Below are 19843 nucleotides of genomic sequence, written 5' to 3'. Positions count from 1 at the left end.
CTACGGGCGGCTCAGGGAGCGAGCCGGTAGGCGTTGGTGATCGTCTCCCGCACGGTGTTGCCGGCCTTGTCCTTCAGGTCCACCCGGAACGACACGGCCTTGGCCGACGCCGGGTGCTGCACGGTCACCGAACGCTCTCCCTCCGCGTCCGTCGCCACCGCGAGGAGCCGCCAGGTCGCGCCCCCGTCGAAGGAGGCCCTGACCGCCAGCGAGGCGACCTGTCCCTCCGCGCCGGCCACGCCGCCCAGCCGCAGCGGCACCTTCAGCGCGCCGCCCGCCGGCGCCGTCCCGCTCAGGCTCAGCTTCGGCGAGAGCCGCACCGTGGACAGCGGCAGCGCCACGGGGTCGTCCGTGGCAGGGCGGGCCGAGGTGAACGTCCAGACCGCGTTGACCTTCGTGCTGGTCGAGGTGTCGCCTGTGGAGCGGCTCGCCTCCTTCGTCAGCCGGTACGTGGCCTTGCCGGCCGGCACCTCGGCGCTCAGCCAGCCGGTCGGCGGCGTCTCGACGATGACCCGGCCGCCTGACTCCAGCCGGGTGAAGCCGCCGGTGGTGGTGGACCAGCCCTCGTGGCCGGCGCCGTCGTTGAACAGCCCGACATTGAAGTCCACGTAGTCGCCGGACCGCGTCGCGGCCTGCTCCTTCCCGGCCTCCAGATCGGGGCCGACCACGCCGGTGTTGAAGTTCAGCGTGTACCGCCGGCCCGGCTGGTACGACCGGAGGTCATGCGTGTAGATGATGCGCGGCTCCCCCTGGGAGTTCACCTGCGAGGCGACCCAGGACCAGCGCACCCCGCCCTCGGTGTTGACGTACTGGGTGCTCGCCAGCGGCAGGCTCTGCTCGGTGGGGTCCTGCACTCCGGAGGTGTAGCCGCGGGAGTCCGTCGGCGTCGCGTGGACGAGGCCCTTCGTTCCGGTGACCGAGGCGCCGAACCCGAGCTTCACCTCGGCGACGTCGGCGCGGGTGAGCTTGCGGTCGAGCCCGTCGAACCAGGAGCCCGAACGGTTGAAGGCGAGCCGGTAGTCGACGTTCTTGCCCGCCGCCCCCGGTGTCTTCCACCGGCCGTTGTACTGCGCCCGCAGCGTGGGCGTGGCCGGGCCCAGGTGCTGGGTGAGGATCTTCGTCACCCCGTCGGTGGCCCACATGTCGGACACCATCGCGGCCTCGTCGTAGAACCCGGCGTAGGCGCTCACCAGCTTCGCGGACGGATCCGGAGGGGTGACGGCGAACGGCTTGGCCTTGCGGGAGTCGAAGGTGACCGCGGTCTTCCCCGTGAGCTTCAGCAGAGGCTGGACGAAGAACCCCAGGGTGGAGTCCGGGCCCCAGACGACGCCCTCCAGCAGGTACTCGCCCTTGGGCAGTCGCTGGACGACCGTGCCGCTCGGGTCGTACCGGACCTCGAAGCGGCCCTCCAGGCCGGCACCGAGCTTCGTGACGGTGGTGTAGTAGGTCGACGGGTTCGCGCCGTTGACGTCCAGGTGCCTCAGGGTGACGTCGTAGGACTCCACCTCACGTTCGACCACGAGACCGGTGCGCACCTGCTGCCCGTCCCCGCTGGCCAGCACCGTTCCGCCGAAGGCGCCGTCGAGGGCGCCCTTGCGGGTGTCGGCGGTGACGGTGGTCGTCGCGGTGCCCCCGGCGGGGACGGTGAGCTGGGCGTCCTTGACGGTGAACATCCCGGCCGGGGCCGGGCGGCCGGACGGGCCGGTACCGGCCGTGCTCAGCTGCAGCGTGACGGGCTTGGTGCCGTGGTTGCGGTAGGTGAGCGACTTGGACACCGGCTTGTCGTCGGCGTGCGGCCAGAGGTGCGTGCCGAAGGCGAGGGATCCGGGCTCGGCGGTGACGACCGCCTTGGCTGCCCGGACGAGGTCGGTGCGACCCGCGCCCTGCTGGTAGGCGTTGAGCTTCGGGGCGGGCGTGGCCGAGCCGGTCAGCAGGGCCTTGATCCGGGCCGCGCTCCAGTTCGGGTGCTGCTGCTTGACCAGGGCCGCGGCGCCCGCGACGTGCGGGGTGGCCATCGACGTGCCGGACATGGCGACGTAGCCCTCGGCGGGCCCGGGGTCCGGGCTCTGCGTGGTGGCGGCGGCGGTGATGTCGACGCCCGGGGCGGTGATGTCGGGCTTGGCCAGTCCATCGGCGGTCGGACCGCGGCTGGAGAAGTCCGCGAGCTGGTCCTGCTTGTCCACCGCGCCGACGGTGAGCGCCGCCGCGGCGCTGCCGGGCGTGCGCAACGTGGCGGCCTTGTCGCCCTCGTTCCCGGCGGCCACCACGAACAGCGCCTTGCCGGAGAGCTGGGCGACCGCTTCCTCCATGGGGTCGATGCCGGGCTGGTCGGGAGAGCCCACACTCATGTTGACGACCGTCGCGCCCTGGTCCACGGCCCACTGCATACCGCTGACGATCTCGGAGTCGGAGCCGAAGCCGTCGTCGCCCAGGACCTTGCCGTCCAGGAGCTGGACGTCGGGTGCCACGCCCTTGTAGAGGCCTCCCGACCGCGCGCCCGACCCGGCGATCGTGGAGGCCACGTGCGTACCGTGCCCGTACCGGTCCTTGGAGTCGGGCGAACTGCTGAAGTTCTTCTGCAGCGTCTCGACGCCCTTGAGGTCGGGGTGGGTTTCGTCGACCCCCGTGTCCAGGACCGCCACCTTGACGCCCTTGCCGGTGAAGCCCGCCTTCCACATGGTGGGCGCGCCTATCTGCGGCACGCTCTTGTCCAGGGTGGCGCTCACCTTGCCGTCCAGCCACAGGTGGGCGACCGGCGGCACGGGCGCGGAGCCCAGCGTGCGGGCGTCCTTCCGGCCGGTGACCGCCGTCCAGAGGGCTGCCGCGTCGGCCTTGCGCGCGTGGAACGCCTCGCCCGCCACCGCGGGCAGTTCGCGGCGGTCGCGGGCGACCGCCGCCAGCGTGTCGCCGGCGGCCCCGAAGGTCTTGGTCCCCGAGGCGTCGCGCCGGTAGCCGGCGATCAGGGGCAGCGTGGTGCGGTGCGCATCGTCGTACCCGTTCCTGACCAGCTCGGCGACGTCGAACAGCCGCCGGTCGAGCACCCCGTCGGCGACCAGTCGCAGGGCGTCCTGCGGAATGACGTACGTGTGCGCCCCCTCGCGGCGCACCGAGAAGGCCGTCCCCTCCCGGCCCGCGCCGCGCAGCAACTGCTCGACGCTTCCGTCACCCTTGACGACGACCCGGTCGCCGGTGATCAGGGTCACCGTCGCGGACGGCTTCGATTCCTTCTTCGCCCGGCCCTCGGCCGGACTCCCTTTGCCCTCCTGTGCGGTGGTGCCTGCGGCCAGCGCCGGCGTGGCGCCGGCCGCCCCCGCGATCAGCGCCCCGGTCACCGCTGCGGCGAGCGCCGCCGTTCGGGCCTTCCTTGCGAATCCCACCCGTGTTCCCCCGCGTTCGTGTGCATGCCAATGCGTGCGTGTGGGGTATCACGCGGGGCAGGCCCGTGCGGTTCTCCACGGACGCGGGAAACATCAACTTGACGCGAACTCGCCCTTGTCCGGGCGGTCACCAGGTGACGGGGACAGGCCTCCTGCTGACGTCGGGGGTGCAGCCGTCCGTCAGTCGACCTGGAGCTCGCCCATGCGGCTCCAGCCGGTCGCGCCCTCGATGGTGGTGCTGACGATCTCCGGCGTCCGGGCGACCAGGGGGCGCATGGTCTCCAGGGCGGCGCGGAAGTGAGCGGAGGTGACGTGCGCCTCCCCGGCGTCGTCCTGGAACGCCTCGACCAGTACGTAGGTGTCCGGCTCCTCCAGGCTGCGGGACCACTCGAACCACAGGTTGCCCGGCTCGGCGCGGGTGGCGTGCGTGAACTCCGCGACCAGCTCGGGCCACTGGTCGACGTACTCGGACTTGACGGGGAATTTCACCACAATGAAGATCATTCGAGCATTGTAGGTGCGAGCCCGCCTGTGCCTGCGGTGCCCTCAGGTCCGTTCGGGGGCCGAAGTCGACCCTGTCCCCGAACCCGGCCCCGGCCCCGGCTCTGTCCCCGTCTCCGCCCCCGGAGTCGGTGCGGGGAAAGCGGCGGCGGTGAGCGTCGCCGCGAGGTCCTCCTTGCGCATCCGCTGGTCGACGTAGATCAGGGCGATGACCAACTGCGGGAAGCTGAACTGGAACAGCGAGCTGATGACACCGCCGAGCAGCATGGTGGCCCCGTAGACGAGGAACCCGAAGATCAGCGTGCCGGTGTCCGGCGAGGGTTCGCCCGGCCCCGGCAGGATCGGGAAGACCGCGAACATGCCGACGAAGCCGAACGGCATCTGGACGGCGTACCCGACGGCCATCGCCACGAGGTACCCGAGCATCGAGATGCCGAACACCCTCCACCAGCCGTCGCGGACCAGATGGGAGGAGCGCCGCAGGGCCGCGACGGGGCCGAGTCCTTCGCACACCGCCGCGGGGGGCGCCAGGCTGAACCGTGCCATGAGCCAGACGGAGAAGGGCACGCACAGGAGTGAGCCCAGGAGCAGCAGGCCGAAGGCGGCCGACGGACCGGAGCCGTCCAGGTCCGTGGACATGACGATCAGGGGGACGCAGATCGCGTACAGCAGGAGCATCGGCCCGCCCGCGATCAGCGCGGTGAGCAGGACGGTGCCGAGCACCGACGGCAGCCGTGACCAACTGCGGCGCCACATCGCGCCGAAGGTCGTGGGACGGCCGAGCACCGCCTCCTGGACCAACGCGGGGCACAGGGCGCTGAACATCGCGGCGCCCACCGTCATCGCGACGAGCAGGACCACGCCCGCCGGTACGAAGGACAGGAAGAAGGCCGCCACGTCCGGGCCGGCAGGGTCTTCACCGGGCGCGAGTTCGAAGACGGCGGAGTACCGGTCGTACAGCGCCGCGAAGGAGATCGCGAGCGTGGCGGCAACGAGCAGGATTCCGATGCCCTGGACGGCGGCCATGACGCCGATGAGGGGCTTCCAGTACCGCCGGAAGGTCCCGAAGGCCCCGTTGATCACATCGCCCGTACCGAGAGGACGCAGAGGTATGACGCCCGGCTGCGGGGCCGGCGGCGGCATCCAGCCGCCTCCCCACTGCGGTGGAACGGGCTGACCCGGGTGGTGACCCCACCCAGTGTGGTGCGACATCGCTGTTCCCCCTCGAATGAAGGGATACGGTAACCCGCCCGCGAGGGCTCCCCGTCAAGGCCCCCCGGTCCTCAGCGGGTGTCCTCGCCGGCCCCGTCCAGGGGGACCACGAGTCCGATGGCCTCGGCCGCCACGGCGACGGCGTAGTCGAAGAACGCGGCCTCGTCCCGGACGCTGTCGTGGGTCCGGCTGAAGACCTGGAACACCAGGAGTCCGATCAGGCTGCTCCACAACACGATCCCGCGCTCGATGACGTCCGAGAACGGAGCCGGGGGCAGGCCGCCGAAGGCCTCCACGGCAGCCGGCAGCAGCAACGGCGGCCCGGGCACCGTGCGTCGGGGCGGGGTGAGTTCACTGTCCGCCAGCGCCGCGCCCACGATGGCGGCGAGGACGCCCGGCGTGCGCGAGGCCGGCAGGACGGTGTCCTGCGGGGCGTGGTAGCCGGGTACGGGCGATCCGTAGATCAGCGTGAACTCGGCGGGGTGGGCGAAGGACCACCGACGCAGCGCGCGCGTGACGGCGAGCAGCCGCGCACCCGCCGACGCGTGGGCGGCGGTGGCGGCCTCGTCGGCCTGCTCCATCGCGGCGCCGGACGCGTCGTAGGCATCGATGACCAGTGCGGTCAGCAGGTCGTCCCGGTGCGGGAAGAGGGTCTGCACCTCGGTGACGGCGCGACCGCAGTCATGCGCGAGGGAGTCCAGTGACAGCCCTCCGCCACCCAGCTCCGCCAGGTGCAGGCGCGCGGTCTTCTTGATCAGCTCTGACAGGACCGCGTCGCCCGATGTCGAATTCGTTGCGTGATCGTCCATGCAGAAACCGTACCGGTCGCAGGCAACTGCCGTACGTGCGGCCTCCGTAGGGGCGTCGGCCGTCGGCTCCGGCCGGTCACGGCCCCCAAGTGCGCTGATGTCGTCGTACGCGAGTCCTCCCCGGGTGCCTGAAGATCGGGCGAGAGCGACGCGAACGCCTCCGCCCCGGCGCACAGGCGGGTACGACCGCAGACGGAGGGCTCCATGGGATCCACGGGCACGGGCGAGGGCGAGGGCACGGGCGAGGGCACGGGCGAGGGCGAGGGCACACGCCCCGGAACGGCCGCGGACCGGCCCGGCCGGGTCGAGGCCCATGGCATCGACCACGTTCCCGACCGGGAGCGCCACGGCCGTGCCCGCGAGCTGTTCCCCGTCTGGGCGGCGGCGAACGTGAACTACCTGAGCATGGTGGTCGGCGCCACCCTGATCCTCATGGGCCTGAGCCTGGGGCAGGCCATCGCGGTCATCGTGCTGGGCAGCCTGTTCTGGGCGCCGATCGGCCTGCTGGCCGTCTCGGGGCCGGCCTCCGGCACGCCGAGCGAGGTGATCGCGCGGGCGATGTACGGCATCCGCGGCAACCGGGTGAACATCGCCGTCAACGGCTGGATGCTCTGCATCTGCTACATCGCCCTCAACCTGGCCGCCGCCGCGGTCGCCGCCTTCGTCCTCGTGGAGAAGGCGGGCATCGACACGAACAGCGGGGTCAAGATCGCCGTCGTGGTGGTCATCGCCGCCCTCACCCTGGCCATCGGCGTCTACGGACACGCCACCATGGTCAGGCTCTACCCCTCGATCGCGATCGCCCTCACGGTCACGTTCGCCGTCGTGGCCGGGTACGTGTGCACCCGAGGCGACCTCGGCCGGCAGCCCGCCGAACCACTGAGCGGCGGCGCCCTGTGGGCCACCCTCGCGGCCGGCGTCACGCTCATCGCCTCGGGCCCGCTCTCCTACACCAACAGCGCGGACTTCTCCCGCTACCTGCCGCGGACGACCTCCCCGAGGGCGGTCGCGGGCTGGACCGCGCTCGGCGGATTCCTGCCCGGAGTCCTCCTCACCTCGCTGGGCGCCCTCGCCGCGACCGTCGTGGACATGGCCGAGCCGCAGGCCGGGCTGGAGAGCATCCTGCCCTCCTGGTTCTCACCCGTGTTCCTGTCGGCGATCGTGCTCGGCACGATCGCCAACAACGCCATGACCGCCTACAGTTCCGGCCTCGCCCTCCAGGCGGCCGGCGTCCGCGTCCGCCGCTCCGTCGGAGTCCTCGTCGACGGGGCGATCGGCGTCGCGGTGACCCTGTACGCGCTCCTCGTCTCCAACTTCCTCGACACCGTCGGCAACCTCCTCCAGCTGACCGTCGTCCTGCTGGGCCCCGGCACCGCCGTCTACGCGACCGACATCCTGCTGCGCCGCTGCCGCTACGACGGCCCCGCGCTCACCGACGAGAGGCCCGGCAGCCCCTTCTGGTACACCGGGGGCGTCAACCGGGCGGGCGCGCTGGCCCTGACGGCGGGCATCGCGGCAGCCGCCCTGTGCGTGGACACCCTGTACACGGGCCCCGTCGCCCGGGCCCTGGGCGGCGTGGACCTCTCCCTGCCCGTCGGTATCGCCGTGGCGGCGTCCCTGTACGTGCTCCTGATGCACCGCTCCCTCCGCGGCCGAGCCGGTGTGCCCCGGGCCTGAAGCACCGGACCCGGTCAGATCCGGTGGCCGACGGCGTCGATGCGCCGGGCCGCCTCCCGGTCCTCGGCGGCGCCGCGCCCCTCAGTCCACGCGGGGAGCTTCGAGACGCGCGACGAGCTCCTCCACGAACGCCTCCAGGTGGGGCGGCCGCGGACCGGTCCGGGTCGCGCAGAACCAGGTCCGGGTCAGGGGCTTCGCGCCGATGCGGACCAGCGCCAGACCGTGCGAGGCGACGTAGGGAGCGGCGACCCAGTTCGGCAGTACGGTCACGCCCTGGCCGCCCGCGACCATCTCGATCACCAGATCGGTCACCACCGGCATGGTGGTGATGCGGGCGGGCCGGGCGCCGGCGGGGATCGGCAGCGGCATCGAGGGGATGCGCTTTTGGTCGTAGAAGTCGTAGAGGACCAGGTCCGCGCCGTCGAAGTCGCGGGCGGTCAGGTGTGCGCGGGTGGCCCACGGGTGCCCGGCGGGCACCACGGCCATCATCTCGTCGTCGAACAGCCTGGTCAGGGACACCCGGTCCATCTGCAGGTCCGGCTTGGTCACCAGCGCCACGTCGACCAGATCGGCCAGCAGTGCCGGGATCGGGGCGTCGTCGGCGACCGCCTCGATCCGTACGTCGATGTCCGGTTCGCGCTCACGGAAGGCGCGCAGGACCGGCGGCAGCCAGGGAAAGGTGGTGCTGCACTGCGCCGTGAACCGGACCCGCCGATCGTGCCCGTCACGGAGCTCGCGCAAGTCGCGGGAGGCCGAGGCGAGTTCGCCGAGGACGTGGTGGGCGGCGACCAGCAGTCGGCGGCCCGCGGCGTTGGGGATCAGGCGGCGGCCCTTGCGGTCGAAGAGGGGCATGCCGAGCCGGGCCTCCAGGCGGGTGAGCCGCTGACTGAGGGCGGGCTGGCTGACGTAGAGCCGCTCGGCGGCGGCGGTCAGGGAGCCTGCCTCCGCGGTGGCGTCCAGGAGCTCGAGGTCACGCAGATCCACATCCATAACCCTGGATTATCACACGCTCCAATTTACGTCGTGGTGTTATGGGTTGAGGGCTCATAGCTTTCTGGTGTCAGGCGCTGGGACTCCCCGGCCGCCACCCACGAAAGGCACGAGCCACCATGACCGTCACCCGTACCCATACGACCACGACCACGACCACGACCACGGCCATCGTCACCGGTTCCTCCAGCGGCATCGGACTGGACATCGCCCGGGCCTTCCTGGCGAGCGGCGCGAACGTCGTGCTCAACGGCCGGGACGCCGACCGCGTCGCCAAGGCCGCCGTCACCCTCGGACATCCCGAGCGGACCGCCTGGGTCGCGGGCGGCATCGGAGCGCGGGAGACCGGCGAAGCGCTCGTCCGCACGGCGCTGGAGCGCTTCGGGCGGATCGACGTCCTGGTCAACAACGCAGGCACCTTCGCGCCGAAGCCCTTCACCGAGGTGACGGAGGAAGAGCTCGACGGCTATCTGTCGGGGAACCTCAAGGGCACCTACCTCACCACGCAGGCGGTCGTCCGGGCCCTGCGCGCCCAGGGTGAGGGCGGCAGCATCGTCAACATCGGCACCGTTCTGGTGGACCACGCGCTGGCGGGCTTCCCGGCCTCCGCGCCCGTGGTCAGCAAGGGCGGAGTGCACGCGCTGACGACGAGCCTGGCCGCCGAGCTGGCCGTCGACGGCATCAGCGTGAACCTGGTGGCGGCCGGCATCGTCCGCACGCCGCTGCACGCGGGCTCGGACGTGGACTCCTACGGCGGACTCGCCCTCCAGGAGAGGGTCGGCGAGGTCGCCGAGATCTCCGACGCCGTGCTGTACCTGGCGGGCGCCGGGTTCGTGACCGGCCACGCCCTGCGGGTGGACGGCGGCCACGTCACCGGCCGTCGCATCTGACGCCCCTGCCCTTGCGCGAGCGTGCGCCCGCCCGCCCGTCACCACCACGCGAAGAGGAATCCCCGTGCCCTACGTCAACGTCAAGATCACCCGTGAAGGCGCCACCGCGTCGCAGAAGGCCGAGCTCATCGCCGGCATCACCGACCTGCTGGTCAAGGTCCTGGCCAAGGACCCGGCGACCACGTTCGTCCTCATCGACGAGGTCGCCCTGGAGGACTGGGGCGTGGGCGGCGTCCCGACGGACGAGTACCGCCGCCGCAACCGCCCCGCGGCCGAACTCCGCGGCTGACCCCCGCGACCGCCCCCCGGGGTCAGGTCGTGCGCAGGTCCGCCGCGCACAGGTCCGAGCCGATGAAGGGCAGCAGTCGCACCGTGGTCCCGCTGGACTCCAGCAGGCCGTCCAGGACGCCTTGATGGACGGCGCACACGACCTCGGGCCGGGCCCGGGCCAGCTCCCGGTACGGGCACTCGTGCAGCAGGATCCGCCGGGTGCCGGGGGCGGGCCCCGGTGCGTCCCCGGGGGCGAAACCCATCCGGGCGGCCGCGGCGAACACCCGCTCCGCCGCCGGGCCGCTCCCGGCCAGTCGGCGCCCCCAGCCGAGGCCGGCCTCCCGGGATGCACCAGGGCCGCCCCCGACCGCCTCGGCCAGGGCCTGGGCGAGCTCCCGGAAAGGGGTGTCCGCCTCCTCCTCGGGATCGGGCCGGCCGGCCGCGTACCGCAGTCGGGGCCGGCCCCGGCCCGGCCCGGCCGAGGCGGTGGCCGTGACCAGGCCCGCCTCGGTCAGGGTGGCCAGATGGTGGCGGACGGTGGCGACCGAAAGCCCCGTGGCAGCGGCCATGTCATCCACGCCCAGCAGGCCGTCCGCCTCCCGCAGCAGGGTCATCAGACGCCGACGCGACGGTACGGCCAAGGCGTGGTGGACACGCTGGGCATCGACACCACGGGGCATTCCGGTCATGACTCCAATATAATCGACGCCGATTGGTTAAAAGGGGAGGTGTCGTGCCCCTCGGCCCGCCGGGGACCGTTTCCGCGGACTGTTATCGTCCGCTCATGCCCGAGCTGACCACACCCACCCCCCGTCTGTACGCCTCCTGGCTCGCCACGCAGGCGGAATGGGGCCCCGACGCCCACATGGACGGCGCCGGGCTCGGCTCCGAGGACGACGTGGACACCCCGGAGGGCTTCGCCGCCTGGACGGAGCGGCTGCGACAGTACGGGGACCGTGCGGTGCCGCTCGAACACGGACGCGTCCACGCCACGTACTGGTGGATCGCCGAAGGGGACGAATACCTGGGCGCCATCGACCTGAGGCACTACCTGAACGGCTTCCTGCTCGACGCGGGTGGCCACATCGGCTACGGCGTCCGACCCTCGGCCCGCCGCCGTGGCCTGGCCACCTGGGCCCTGGGCGAGGTCAAGCACGAGGCCCGGCTGCTGGGGATCGACCGGGTGCTGCTCACCTGCGACCCCGGAAACCAGGCCTCGATCCGCACGATCGAGAACAACGGCGGCGTGCTGGAAGACGTCCGCGAGACCCTGATCGGCCGCAAGCGGCGCTACTGGATCGACCTCTAGCCGACGACCGCCGCCGGCCCGCCACCAGCACCGCCACCGCCGGCCCGCTACCGCGCCGCCGGACGGTGCGGGAACGCCGGCGCCGCGGGAGCGGGGCCCAGCGTGGTGGTGCCGGGAGCCGCCCGGTGGCCCAGACCCGTGCGGTAGGCGTCCAGCGCCGCCTCGGTACGGCCGGCCCGGCGCAGCAGGTCACCCAGGAGCCGGCACAGGTCCGCGAGGTCGCCCGTCGCCCCGCTGCGCTCCAGCAGTGCCAAGGCCTGTACGTAGTGCTCCTCGGCGGCCTCGGGCTCGCCCCGCTCCTCGGCCATGAGGCCCAGGAGCCGGTGCGCGCCGCCCGCGTGGACGGCCCCGTGGCTGTCTCCGAGGGCCAGCAGCGCCGAGAGGAGCCCGGCGGCCTCCTCGTACCGGCCGAGCCGGCGCAGTACGTCGGCCAGCTCGACCTCCACCTGCGCGGTGTACAGGGCCGCCCGCCCTGCCGAGAGCATGTCCCGCGCCGTGCGCAGTTCCCGCTCGGCGGAGGCGAGGTCCCCGTCCTGGGCCTGCACGTAGCCGCGCATCCAGTGGCAGTGCGCCAGGTCGGTCCGCAGCTGTAGCTGCCCGTAGATCGCCTGGGCCTTGGCCAGGGAGGCGTCGGCGTCGGCCACCCGACCCTCGGTCAGGAAGGTCCGGGCGACCTGCCGGTGCATGCCCGCCACCAGGGCCGGGTCGGTGACCTGCGGTGCCAGCGCCAGGGCCAGCTCGGCGGCGTGGGCGGCCCGGGCGTGGGCGCCCATGTCGATGTACGGCCCGATGACCGCGGCGTAGAGCAGGAGCAGCGCCTCGGGGTCGGCCAGTCCGCTCGCCCCCAGCTCGTCGATGGTGGATTCGAGCAGGTAGCAGGCGTAGCGCAGTTCCCCGGCGAGCAGGTGCGCCACGGCGCGGCCGCGGATCGGGCGGGCGCGGCGGGGGAGCGGCTCATCGGCCATCAGTCGTTCTGCGGCCTCGAAGTACCCAATGGCATCCGGGAGTTCACCCGTCTCCAGGGCGCAGTCGCCGAGTCCGAGCAGCGCCCCGACCCGCTCGTCGGTGAGCCCGAGCTCCTCCGCTTCGGCGAGCAGACGCCGGTAGTGGACGGCGGCCTCGCCCGCCGCGCCGGAGGCCAGGAGCTGCTGGGCGTCGGTGAGGGCGAGGCGCAGTTCGGTGGCCAGCCCGGCGGGGCGTCCGGTCGCCAGCTCCTCGTAGGAGGTGCCGAGTCGCCCGGCCAGGAAGCGCAGGGCGGTCTCCGAGGGGCGCACCTTCCCCGATTCGAGGGTGGAGATGTAGGCCGGGGTGTACGAGGGCTCCGCCAACTTGCGCTGTGTCATGCCGAGTTCGGTGCGCATGCGCTGAACCCTGCGGCCGATTGCGGCCGGTTCGTCCATGGGATCCCCCTGGTTGCTCGAACTGCCCAGTATTCAGGGGGAGCAGGGCATTGCGCACCCGCCGTGCGCCGCCTAATTTAAGCAACCGATTCAGTGCACTTACGCATCTGTTTAACTCCGCTCGTCGCAGGAGGACTTCATGCACCACGTCAGACGCCCGACCGCCCGTGCTGCCCTGCGGGCAGCCGTCGCGGCGGCCTGCGCGACCGCCGCGTTGCTGGCCGCCGGCCCCGTCCGCGCGGTCGGCGCCCCGGTCGTGCCCCGGCTGGTGGTGGAGATTCCGGGTCCGGAGCAGGGGGGTGACGCCGGATCGGGCCACGCCCGCGTCCCCGCCCGGGCCGCGCAGTCGGCCGGTTCGGGCGCCCGGCTCTCCGCGGCGGAGCAGGCGGCGGACGGCGAGGTCGTCAAGCTCGTCGACAACGGCCCCACCGGCGACCGGCTGGACGTGGTCGTCATCGGCGACGGCTACACGGCGGCCGAGCTGGGGAAGTTCCGCACCGACGCCCAGGCCAAGTGGGCCGAGGTGACGGCCGTGGAGCCCTACGCCACCTACCGGAACCTCTTCAACGTCTGGACGGTCGACGCGGTCTCCCGGGAGTCCGGAGTCTCCGGAGACCCCGACCGGGCGACCGTTCGCGACACGGCCCTCGGCTCGTACTTCTGGTGCGAGGAGATCGAGCGGCTCCTGTGCATAGACCAGCCCAAGGTGGACGCCTACGTGGCCAAGGCGCCGGAGGCCGATCTGGTCATCGTCCTGGCCAACAGCGCCAAATACGGCGGCGCCGGCTACAACGAGCCCAGCGCCACCCTCGGCTACGAGGGCATCTCCACCGCATCGGCGGACAACGCCAAGTCCGGCCAGGTCGCCATCCACGAGACGGGCCATTCGCTCGGCAAGCTCGCCGACGAGTACTTCTACCCCGGGGTCCCGGACTACGAGAAGTACACCGGGCCCGAGACCACCGAGTCCAACACCTCCAAACTGTCCGCCGACCGGATGGCCCGGCAGCGGGCCAAGTGGTACCGCTGGCTCGGGGAGACCTCTCCGGACGGCGGCACCGTGGGCGCGTACGAGGGCGGCGGCTACTTCGTCACCGGGGTCCACCGGCCCACCGACAACTCGCTGATGCGGGTCCTGGGCAAGCCCTTCAACCTCCCCGGCGTCGAGGCGATGATCGCCGGCTTCTACCAGCACGCGAAGGTGGTCACCCCGCTCACTCCGACGGACCGCACCCTGCGGACGGCGCACACCGCGAAGGTGGCCGTGCCCCGGCTCACCGGCGGCGACGGCCGCCGCCTCCTGGTCCGCTGGTACCTCGACGGCCGCGAGGTCAAGCGCTTGGCGGGCCGGACCGACGTCACGGTCGCGGAGTTGCGGCTCCCCGACCTCCGCACGCACACCCTGTCGGTCACCGCGGAGGACCGGACCCCCTCGGTACGCGACCCGGAGATCGCCCGCACGCTGCGCTCCACCGTCGACTGGAACGTCCGCCGGTAGCCCGAGGCCGGGCGGGCACGGCACTCACGAGGGCGGCGCGGTAGCACCTCGCTCCCGCGCCGCCCTCGGTCATGTCCGGTCCGCAGCCTCCAGGACCGGCTCGCCCACCGCGTCGGCCGCCGCAGCGCCGGCCCGCTCACCGCTCCGCGGCAGGCGCCGCAGCGCAAGGGTCGTGGCGGCCACCGTGTGCGCGCACAGCACCGCGACCCCGGCCCACCAGGGCAGCGGGAAGTACCCCGCGGAAGGCGCGTAGTGGGCGGTCACCTGGTGGTGCTCCACCAAGGTCTGCTGGACGGCGAAACCGGCGGCCGGAGTCACCCGGAGCAGCCACTGGGCGAGCCCGTCGCTCAGCAGGGGGACGGTGGCCACGGCGTACGGGACCACGACGGCGGTGACGGCGACGAGCACCGCGAGCAGGCGGCGCCGGAGCGCCGCGCCCAGGGCCAGGGCGAGCACGGCCGTGAGGGCGAGCGCCGCGGAGACGCCGACGACCACCCGGGCTCCGGTGAGCACGGACAGTCCCACGACGGGAACCCCGTTCGACTCCAGGACCGCCGCGCCGACCGGCACCACGATGCCCACGGCGAGCAGCCCGGTCACGAAGGCCGCGGCCCCCACGACGACGGCCCGTGCCCCGAACACCGCACGCGTGAGCGGCGCGCCGTCCCCCGGCTGCCGGCGGCCGGACCCGTCACCGGCGAACCGCACCGCCACCACGAGCACGATGAGCAGGGCGAGGCTCAAGCCCGTCAGCATCCCCTCCACCGGGCGGCCGCCCGAGGTGGCCACCGGCGCGATGTCACCCGTGCCGGTGACGGTGACCGTGCCGTCCTTCTCCACGGCCCCGGACGGCTGGTGGTGCTTCTCCCAGTCGGTCGCGTTCATCTCGCCGACCAGTGCGGCCCGCCAGCTCCCGCCCGCGGCAGCGCCCTCCAGGCCGATGTGGTCGAAGGAGCTGGCGGCCTGGGTGAAGCGCACCTGTTCCGTGGCACCGCCCAGGCCCACCGGCCGCAGCGTCAGGTCGCCGGGAGAGGTGGCGAAGAGACCGACCTGCACCGTCTCCGGCAGCCCGGACAGCTTCACCGCGGCCACCTTCACCCACCGCTCGCCGTCGGAGGACTCGTAGCCCGTGAGGGTGTCGCCCGCCCGGGTCAGCCGCAGCCACCGCGGCGACCGGGCCGAGACCGCGGCACCGTCGACGGCGCTCCCCGCGATGTCGTGCCCGTAGTCGTACTGCATCCGCACGCCGTGCTCGCCCGTGACCATCAAGGCCGCGTACGAGGACCCCTGGCGGACGCCGCCCTTGACGATGATCCCGGCCTTCGCCCACGGCACCAGGCCCGGGACGATCTGGTCGTGGTGGGGCGGCGGATAGGTGATGGTCCCCGTCATGGACGTCATCCGGACCGTGATGCTGCCCTCGCGCCCCAGATCCCGGTGCATGAAGGCGAACTGGTCGCTGACCGCGGTGCCGTCCGGGCCGGTGGGGTCGGCCGGGCAGGTGCCGTCACAGGACGCGTGGTTGCCGAAGGCGTGGAGCAGACCCAGCGCGAGCACCATCAGGGCCGCGGTGACCAGGGAGATCAGCCGGCCCGGACGCCGGAAGCGGGTCCACTCCTGCCGGAGGAGTTCGTTGTGTGTGAGCATGCTCCGGTTCTACGCAGCGGCTCCTAACGGGGGCCGAACCGTCGCTGTCACGACGCTGTTAGGTGCCGCCGGGCATGCTGGACCCCATCGGACGGGACGGGGAGTGGAAGCATGGTCGGACTGCGGGGCGGGACCGTCGGGCGGCGGTTCACGATGCTCTACGCCACGGTGTTCCTGTTGTCCGGGATCGGGCTGATCGCCCTGATCTACCTGTTCTCCCGCTCGGACTTGGCGTCGTCCGCACCTGGACAGCCACCGCCGGGCGGGCCGGCCACCGGCGTCGCGCAGCACGTCCTCGACCTCGAACGCCAGCTCGCGGACGTACACGCCCAGCAGTCCCGGCAGCTCCTGTTCGGCTCGCTGGTCGCGATCGCGGTGATGGCGGCCGTCTCGCTCCTGCTCGGCCGGATCCTCGCCGCGCACGTGCTGCGCCCGCTGCGCCTGATCACCGCGACCACGCGGCGGATCTCCGCCGACAACCTCGACCAGCGGCTCGCCGTGGCCGGGCCCGACGACGAGGTCAAGGAGCTCGCTGACACGGTGGACGGCCTCCTGAAACGCCTGGAGGCCTCGTTCGCCGCGCAACGCCGCTTCGTGGCCAACGCCTCGCACGAACTGCGCACCCCGTTGACGACGATCCGGGCTTCGCTCGACGTGGCCGTGGCCAAACCGCAGCCCGCGGCGCAGACCGTCGCGCTCGCCGACCGGGTGCGCACCGAACTGGACCGGGTGGACCGCCTGCTGGAGGGCTTCCTCGTACTCGCCCGCGCGCAGCATGGCGTCCTGCCCGACCGGGTCCCCGTGGCGCTCGCCGCGCTGGCGGGGGAGGCGCTGTCAGCCCGCTCTGCCGCCGTCGCGGAGAGGAACCTGACCGTCGAGGCCGCGCTGACGTCGGAGGCGTGGACGCGGGGCAGCCCGGCGCTGCTGTCCCGGCTGGTGCAGAACCTGATCGACAACGCGATCGTGCACAACCGGGAGGGCGGCTGGATCCGGATCGCCACCGAGGACGGCGCTGCGGTCCGCCTCGTCGTCGAGACCGGAGGGAGCGTCCTCGACCAGGCCCAGGTGGACCGCCTGACGCAGCCGTTCGAGCGGCTCGGCACCGACCGGACCGGATCGCAGGAGAGCTCCGGACTGGGCCTGTCGATCGTCGCCGCGATCGTCTCCGCGCACGGAGGCAGCCTCGACCTGCGCGTCCGGCCGGAAGGCGGACTGACGGTGACGGCCGCGATGCCGCCCTCGGACGCCTCGGACGCCTCGCACACCTCGGACGACCTGCAGGGGTCGCTCGGTCCGCTCAGGGCGACGCCGTGAGGATCCTGGTCGTCGAGGACGCGCGCTCGCTCGCGGAGGTCGTCGCCGAAGGGCTGCGCGACCAGGGCATGGCCGTGGACCTCGCGCACGACGGGCTGGCCGCCGCCGCCAAGCTGGACGTCAACGCGTACGACGTGGTGGTCCTCGACCGGGACCTGCCCGGCATCCACGGCGACACGCTCTGCCGGATGATCACGGAACGGGACGACCGCGCGATGGTGCTGATGCTGACCGCGGCCGGATCGCCCGGCGACCGGGTCAGCGGCCTCACCCTGGGCGCCGACGACTACCTCGCCAAACCCTTCCACTTCCCCGAACTGATCCTGCGCATCCGATCCCTGGCCCGCCGCAGGCCGGCGGCCGCGCCCCGTACGCTGCGCGCTGCCGGAATCGAACTCGACCCGGTGCACCGCACCGCCCTGCGGGACGGCGCCCGCCTGGAGCTCTCCGTCAAGGAGTTCGCCGTCCTGGAGGCCCTCCTCCGGGCGAGCCCGGGGTTCCTGAGCGCGGAGGCCCTGCTCGAACAGGTGTGGGACGAGAACGCCGACCCGTTCACCAACACGGTCGCGGTCACCATGGGCCGCCTGCGCCGCAAGCTGGGCGCCCCGCAGATCATCACGACGACCCCCGGCGTGGGCTACCGCATCGCGGACCCCGCCTCCGGCTGACCGGCGCCCTGTGCCGCCGGTGGGTCCGCGCGGGCCGGCACGGATAATGGCACGGCACGTACCGAGCGGAGAGTTGAAGAAGCGATGACGCTGCAAGAAGGCCGGCGGGTGAGGCTGGCGGAGGACACCCGGCTGACCGACTGGGTCGCCATGACGGAGGGTTCCTCGGCCTCGGCGGAGGCCGTCGCCGGTTCGCTGTCCCTGGCGGCGGGCACCGAGGGCACCGTGGTGCGGGTGGTCGAGCACGACCTGCAGACTCCGGAGTCCCGCGAGTACGAGAGGCTCAAGTCGCTCCTCGACGCCTTCGGCGCGGGCATGCCGACGGAGAGCAGGAAGCAGCTGGAAGAGAAGGTCGCCGGCCTGGAGCCCGCATGGGTCGCCTACCGGGCGGAGCCGCTCCGCGTGACCGTCCGGGTGCGCTTCGACAACGGATTCATCCTCGACGACGCGGACGAAGGCGTCTTCGCCCCCGCCTGACGGGTTTCACGGGGCCAGGGCCGCGTCCACCGCCGCCTCGGCGTGCAGGCGGGCGGTGGGGAAGAGCGGTACGGGGCTGTCCGCGGCGCCGATGAGGAGTTCGATTTCCGTGCACCCCAGGACGACTCCCTCGGCGCCCCCGGCGACGAGCTCCTCGACGACCCGGCGGTACGCGGCACGCGATTCCTCGCGGACGACGCCGAGGCAGAGCTCCTCGTAGATCACCCGGTGTACGAGCGCACGCGCCTCGGGATCCGGGACGCGGACGTCGAGCCCGCCCGCGGCCAGGCGGCCCCGGTAGAAGTCCTGTTCCATCGTGAAGGCGGTGCCCAGGAGCCCGACCCGGCGCAGTCCGGCGCCGCGGACGGCGGCGGCCGTGGTGTCCGCGAGGTGCAGGAGCGGGACGGAGACGGCCGCCTCGACCGAGCCGGCCACCTTGTGCATGGTGTTGGTACAGATCAGCAGAAGCTCCGCGCCGGCCGCTTCCAGCGACCGGGCGGCATCGGCCAGGACCTCGCCGGCTTCCTCCCAGCGGCCCTGGACCTGCAACCGCTCGATCTCCGCGAAGTCCACGGAGTAGAGCACGCAGCGGGCGGAGTGGAGCCCGCCGAGCCGCTCGCGGGTCCGCTCGTTGAGGATCCGGTAGTACTCCGCCGTGGACTCCCAGCTCATACCGCCGATCAACCCGATCGTCTTCATGCGCTCACCATAAGGCAGAACGCGCCAGGCATGTTCATCCATAAGTTAGCCTTTGGCCTCCTGTGGGCGGGACCTCCAACGCGTCCAGGACCCGGTGCAAGGGCCGGCGCAGGGCAACGGCGACGGGCCGGGAGTCCGCGTGGGCATAGGCGGCCAGCCCCGCACGGGCGGCGGCCACGGCAGCCCGGGGATCGTCTCCCGACAACGCCCGCTCGACGGCCCGCGCGGTGAGCGAGGCCAGTTCCGGAACCCGCAGCCGAGCCCGGGCGAGGTCGGGAGCGAGATCCCCCCGGCCGGTGAACGCGGCCACCTCCCCGGCCAGGGTCGCCACGTGCACGGCGAGCCCGTCGGCGGTGGCGATGCGCTCGGCCCGGAGGCGTACGGTGTCGCGCTGACGGCGGCGCAGGGGGTTGAAGCGCAGGGCGCGTTCGGCTTCACGGGCGCGTGCGGAGCCCGCGTGCACCGCTTCGACATGGGCGTGCACCCGCATGAGATTGTCGCGGGCGGCTGCCGGTCCGCCGCCCAGTACCGCCGCCGTGCCCGTGAGGGAACGGCTCAGGCGCGCCCCGCAGTCGTCGGAGACGACCGCCAGGATGCGCTGGGGGTCGGGCGGCCACAGCAGCGGAGCGAGGAGGATGGTGACCGTGGCGCCCGCCGCGGTCTCCCACGCGCGGTCCAGTGCGTAGGAGTCGGGGGAGGCATTGGCGAAGACCAGTAGCGACGACGCCGCGACCTGGATGTTCAGCCCGCCTCCGGCCCGCAGGACCATGCCGATGCCCAGGCCCAGGGACACCACCAGGGCCAGGGTGAGGGTGGAGGGCCGCCACAGGTTCAGGACGGCGAGCCCGATCAGCACGCCCGCCACGACCCCAAGGGTCCGCTGCAGGGAGGTGCCCAGGGCGGTCATCGGATCACCGCGCAGGGCCACCAGGGGGACGATCGCCGCGAACACGGGCGGCTGATCGGCGCCCAGCCACAGCGCGACCTGCCAGGCGAGGGCCACGGTGACCACGATGCGGGCGGCCGCCGGGCCCTCGGTCCGCAGGTGTTCCCGGGCCCGCCCGGCCCGTCGGGCCGGGGAGTCGGCGATATCGCTCATCCGTCC

The 19843-nt window shown here is 72.8% G+C and carries 18 protein-coding genes; 8 read left to right on the top strand and 10 right to left on the bottom strand.

Going from position 1 to position 19843, the window contains the following annotated elements; all coding sequences use genetic code 11:
* Positions 1-11: 11 nt before the first annotated feature.
* From ABZY57_RS07915 to ABZY57_RS07900, 4 genes are all read right to left on the bottom strand, one after another.
* On the bottom strand, positions 12-3377 hold the full coding sequence (locus ABZY57_RS07915; protein WP_356509255.1) for a S8 family peptidase: 3366 nt from the start codon (positions 3375-3377) through the stop codon (positions 12-14).
* Between the two features lie 180 nt (positions 3378-3557).
* Positions 3558-3881, bottom strand: a complete 324-nt coding sequence (locus ABZY57_RS07910; protein WP_356509253.1) for a putative quinol monooxygenase — start codon at positions 3879-3881, stop codon at positions 3558-3560.
* A 42-nt stretch (positions 3882-3923) separates the two neighbouring features.
* A complete protein-coding gene (locus ABZY57_RS07905; RefSeq protein WP_356509251.1) occupies positions 3924-5021 on the bottom strand; it encodes a hypothetical protein in 1098 nt (365 codons plus the stop codon).
* A gap of 140 nt (positions 5022-5161) precedes the next feature.
* Positions 5162-5899: a TetR-like C-terminal domain-containing protein gene (locus tag ABZY57_RS07900; RefSeq protein ID WP_356509249.1), complete on the bottom strand. Its 738-nt coding sequence runs from the start codon at positions 5897-5899 to the stop codon at positions 5162-5164.
* A gap of 204 nt (positions 5900-6103) precedes the next feature.
* Between ABZY57_RS07900 and ABZY57_RS07895 the strand changes: the two genes are divergently transcribed.
* Entirely contained in the window at positions 6104-7576 is a 1473-nt protein-coding gene (locus tag ABZY57_RS07895; protein WP_356509247.1) for a cytosine permease, read from the top strand.
* An 81-nt stretch (positions 7577-7657) separates the two neighbouring features.
* On the opposite strand, the gene ABZY57_RS07890 is transcribed toward ABZY57_RS07895, so the two are convergent.
* Positions 7658-8566 carry a LysR family transcriptional regulator gene (locus tag ABZY57_RS07890; protein WP_356509245.1) on the bottom strand — a complete coding sequence of 303 codons (909 nt, stop codon included), beginning with the start codon at positions 8564-8566 and terminating at the stop codon, positions 7658-7660.
* 119 nt (positions 8567-8685) lie between these two features.
* Between ABZY57_RS07890 and ABZY57_RS07885 the strand changes: the two genes are divergently transcribed.
* On the top strand, positions 8686-9456 hold the full coding sequence (locus ABZY57_RS07885) for an SDR family oxidoreductase (RefSeq protein WP_356509243.1): 771 nt from the start codon (positions 8686-8688) through the stop codon (positions 9454-9456).
* Positions 9457-9520: 64 nt separating this feature from the next.
* A complete protein-coding gene (locus tag ABZY57_RS07880) occupies positions 9521-9745 on the top strand; it encodes a 4-oxalocrotonate tautomerase family protein (protein WP_356509241.1) in 225 nt (74 codons plus the stop codon).
* A gap of 22 nt (positions 9746-9767) precedes the next feature.
* On the opposite strand, the gene ABZY57_RS07875 is transcribed toward ABZY57_RS07880, so the two are convergent.
* A complete protein-coding gene (locus ABZY57_RS07875; protein WP_356509239.1) occupies positions 9768-10415 on the bottom strand; it encodes an ArsR family transcriptional regulator in 648 nt (215 codons plus the stop codon).
* Positions 10416-10510: 95 nt separating this feature from the next.
* Between ABZY57_RS07875 and ABZY57_RS07870 the strand changes: the two genes are divergently transcribed.
* On the top strand, positions 10511-11035 hold the full coding sequence (locus ABZY57_RS07870) for a GNAT family N-acetyltransferase (RefSeq protein WP_356509237.1): 525 nt from the start codon (positions 10511-10513) through the stop codon (positions 11033-11035).
* A 47-nt stretch (positions 11036-11082) separates the two neighbouring features.
* Here ABZY57_RS07870 and ABZY57_RS07865 read toward each other — a convergent pair whose 3' ends face one another.
* On the bottom strand, positions 11083-12435 hold the full coding sequence (locus ABZY57_RS07865) for a tetratricopeptide repeat protein (RefSeq protein ID WP_356509235.1): 1353 nt from the start codon (positions 12433-12435) through the stop codon (positions 11083-11085).
* Between the two features lie 139 nt (positions 12436-12574).
* Between ABZY57_RS07865 and ABZY57_RS07860 the strand changes: the two genes are divergently transcribed.
* Entirely contained in the window at positions 12575-13933 is a 1359-nt protein-coding gene (locus tag ABZY57_RS07860; RefSeq protein ID WP_356509233.1) for a M64 family metallopeptidase, read from the top strand.
* Between the two features lie 69 nt (positions 13934-14002).
* On the opposite strand, the gene ABZY57_RS07855 is transcribed toward ABZY57_RS07860, so the two are convergent.
* Positions 14003-15580, bottom strand: coding sequence for a hypothetical protein (locus ABZY57_RS07855; protein ID WP_356509231.1), 1578 nt, complete (start codon positions 15578-15580; stop codon positions 14003-14005).
* A 111-nt stretch (positions 15581-15691) separates the two neighbouring features.
* On the opposite strand from ABZY57_RS07855, the gene ABZY57_RS07850 reads away from it, so the two are divergent.
* The 3 genes from ABZY57_RS07850 (at position 15692) to ABZY57_RS07840 (ending at position 18039) form a co-directional block, all read left to right on the top strand.
* Positions 15692-16894, top strand: coding sequence for an ATP-binding protein (locus ABZY57_RS07850; protein ID WP_356509229.1), 1203 nt, complete (start codon positions 15692-15694; stop codon positions 16892-16894).
* Positions 16891-17562: a response regulator transcription factor gene (locus tag ABZY57_RS07845; protein WP_356509227.1), complete on the top strand. Its 672-nt coding sequence runs from the start codon at positions 16891-16893 to the stop codon at positions 17560-17562. Before ABZY57_RS07850 ends, ABZY57_RS07845 begins: the two co-directional genes overlap by 4 nt.
* Positions 17563-17646: 84 nt before the next feature.
* Positions 17647-18039: a hypothetical protein gene (locus ABZY57_RS07840; RefSeq protein ID WP_356509225.1), complete on the top strand. Its 393-nt coding sequence runs from the start codon at positions 17647-17649 to the stop codon at positions 18037-18039.
* A 6-nt stretch (positions 18040-18045) separates the two neighbouring features.
* Here the strand turns inward: ABZY57_RS07840 and ABZY57_RS07835 are convergent, their stop codons facing one another.
* Together ABZY57_RS07835 and ABZY57_RS07830 are read right to left on the bottom strand one after the other, a co-directional pair.
* Entirely contained in the window at positions 18046-18738 is a 693-nt protein-coding gene (locus ABZY57_RS07835; RefSeq protein ID WP_356509223.1) for an aspartate/glutamate racemase family protein, read from the bottom strand.
* Positions 18739-18772: 34 nt separating this feature from the next.
* Positions 18773-19837, bottom strand: coding sequence for an FUSC family protein (locus tag ABZY57_RS07830; protein ID WP_356509221.1), 1065 nt, complete (start codon positions 19835-19837; stop codon positions 18773-18775).
* Between the last annotated feature and the right edge of the window lie 6 nt (positions 19838-19843).

The organism is Streptomyces sp. NPDC006450 (assembly GCF_040612195.1).
In the GTDB taxonomy this organism is placed as follows: domain Bacteria; phylum Actinomycetota; class Actinomycetes; order Streptomycetales; family Streptomycetaceae; genus Streptomyces.
Note: the sequence above shows the minus strand (reverse complement) of the source record. Positions and strands in the feature narration are given on the sequence as shown.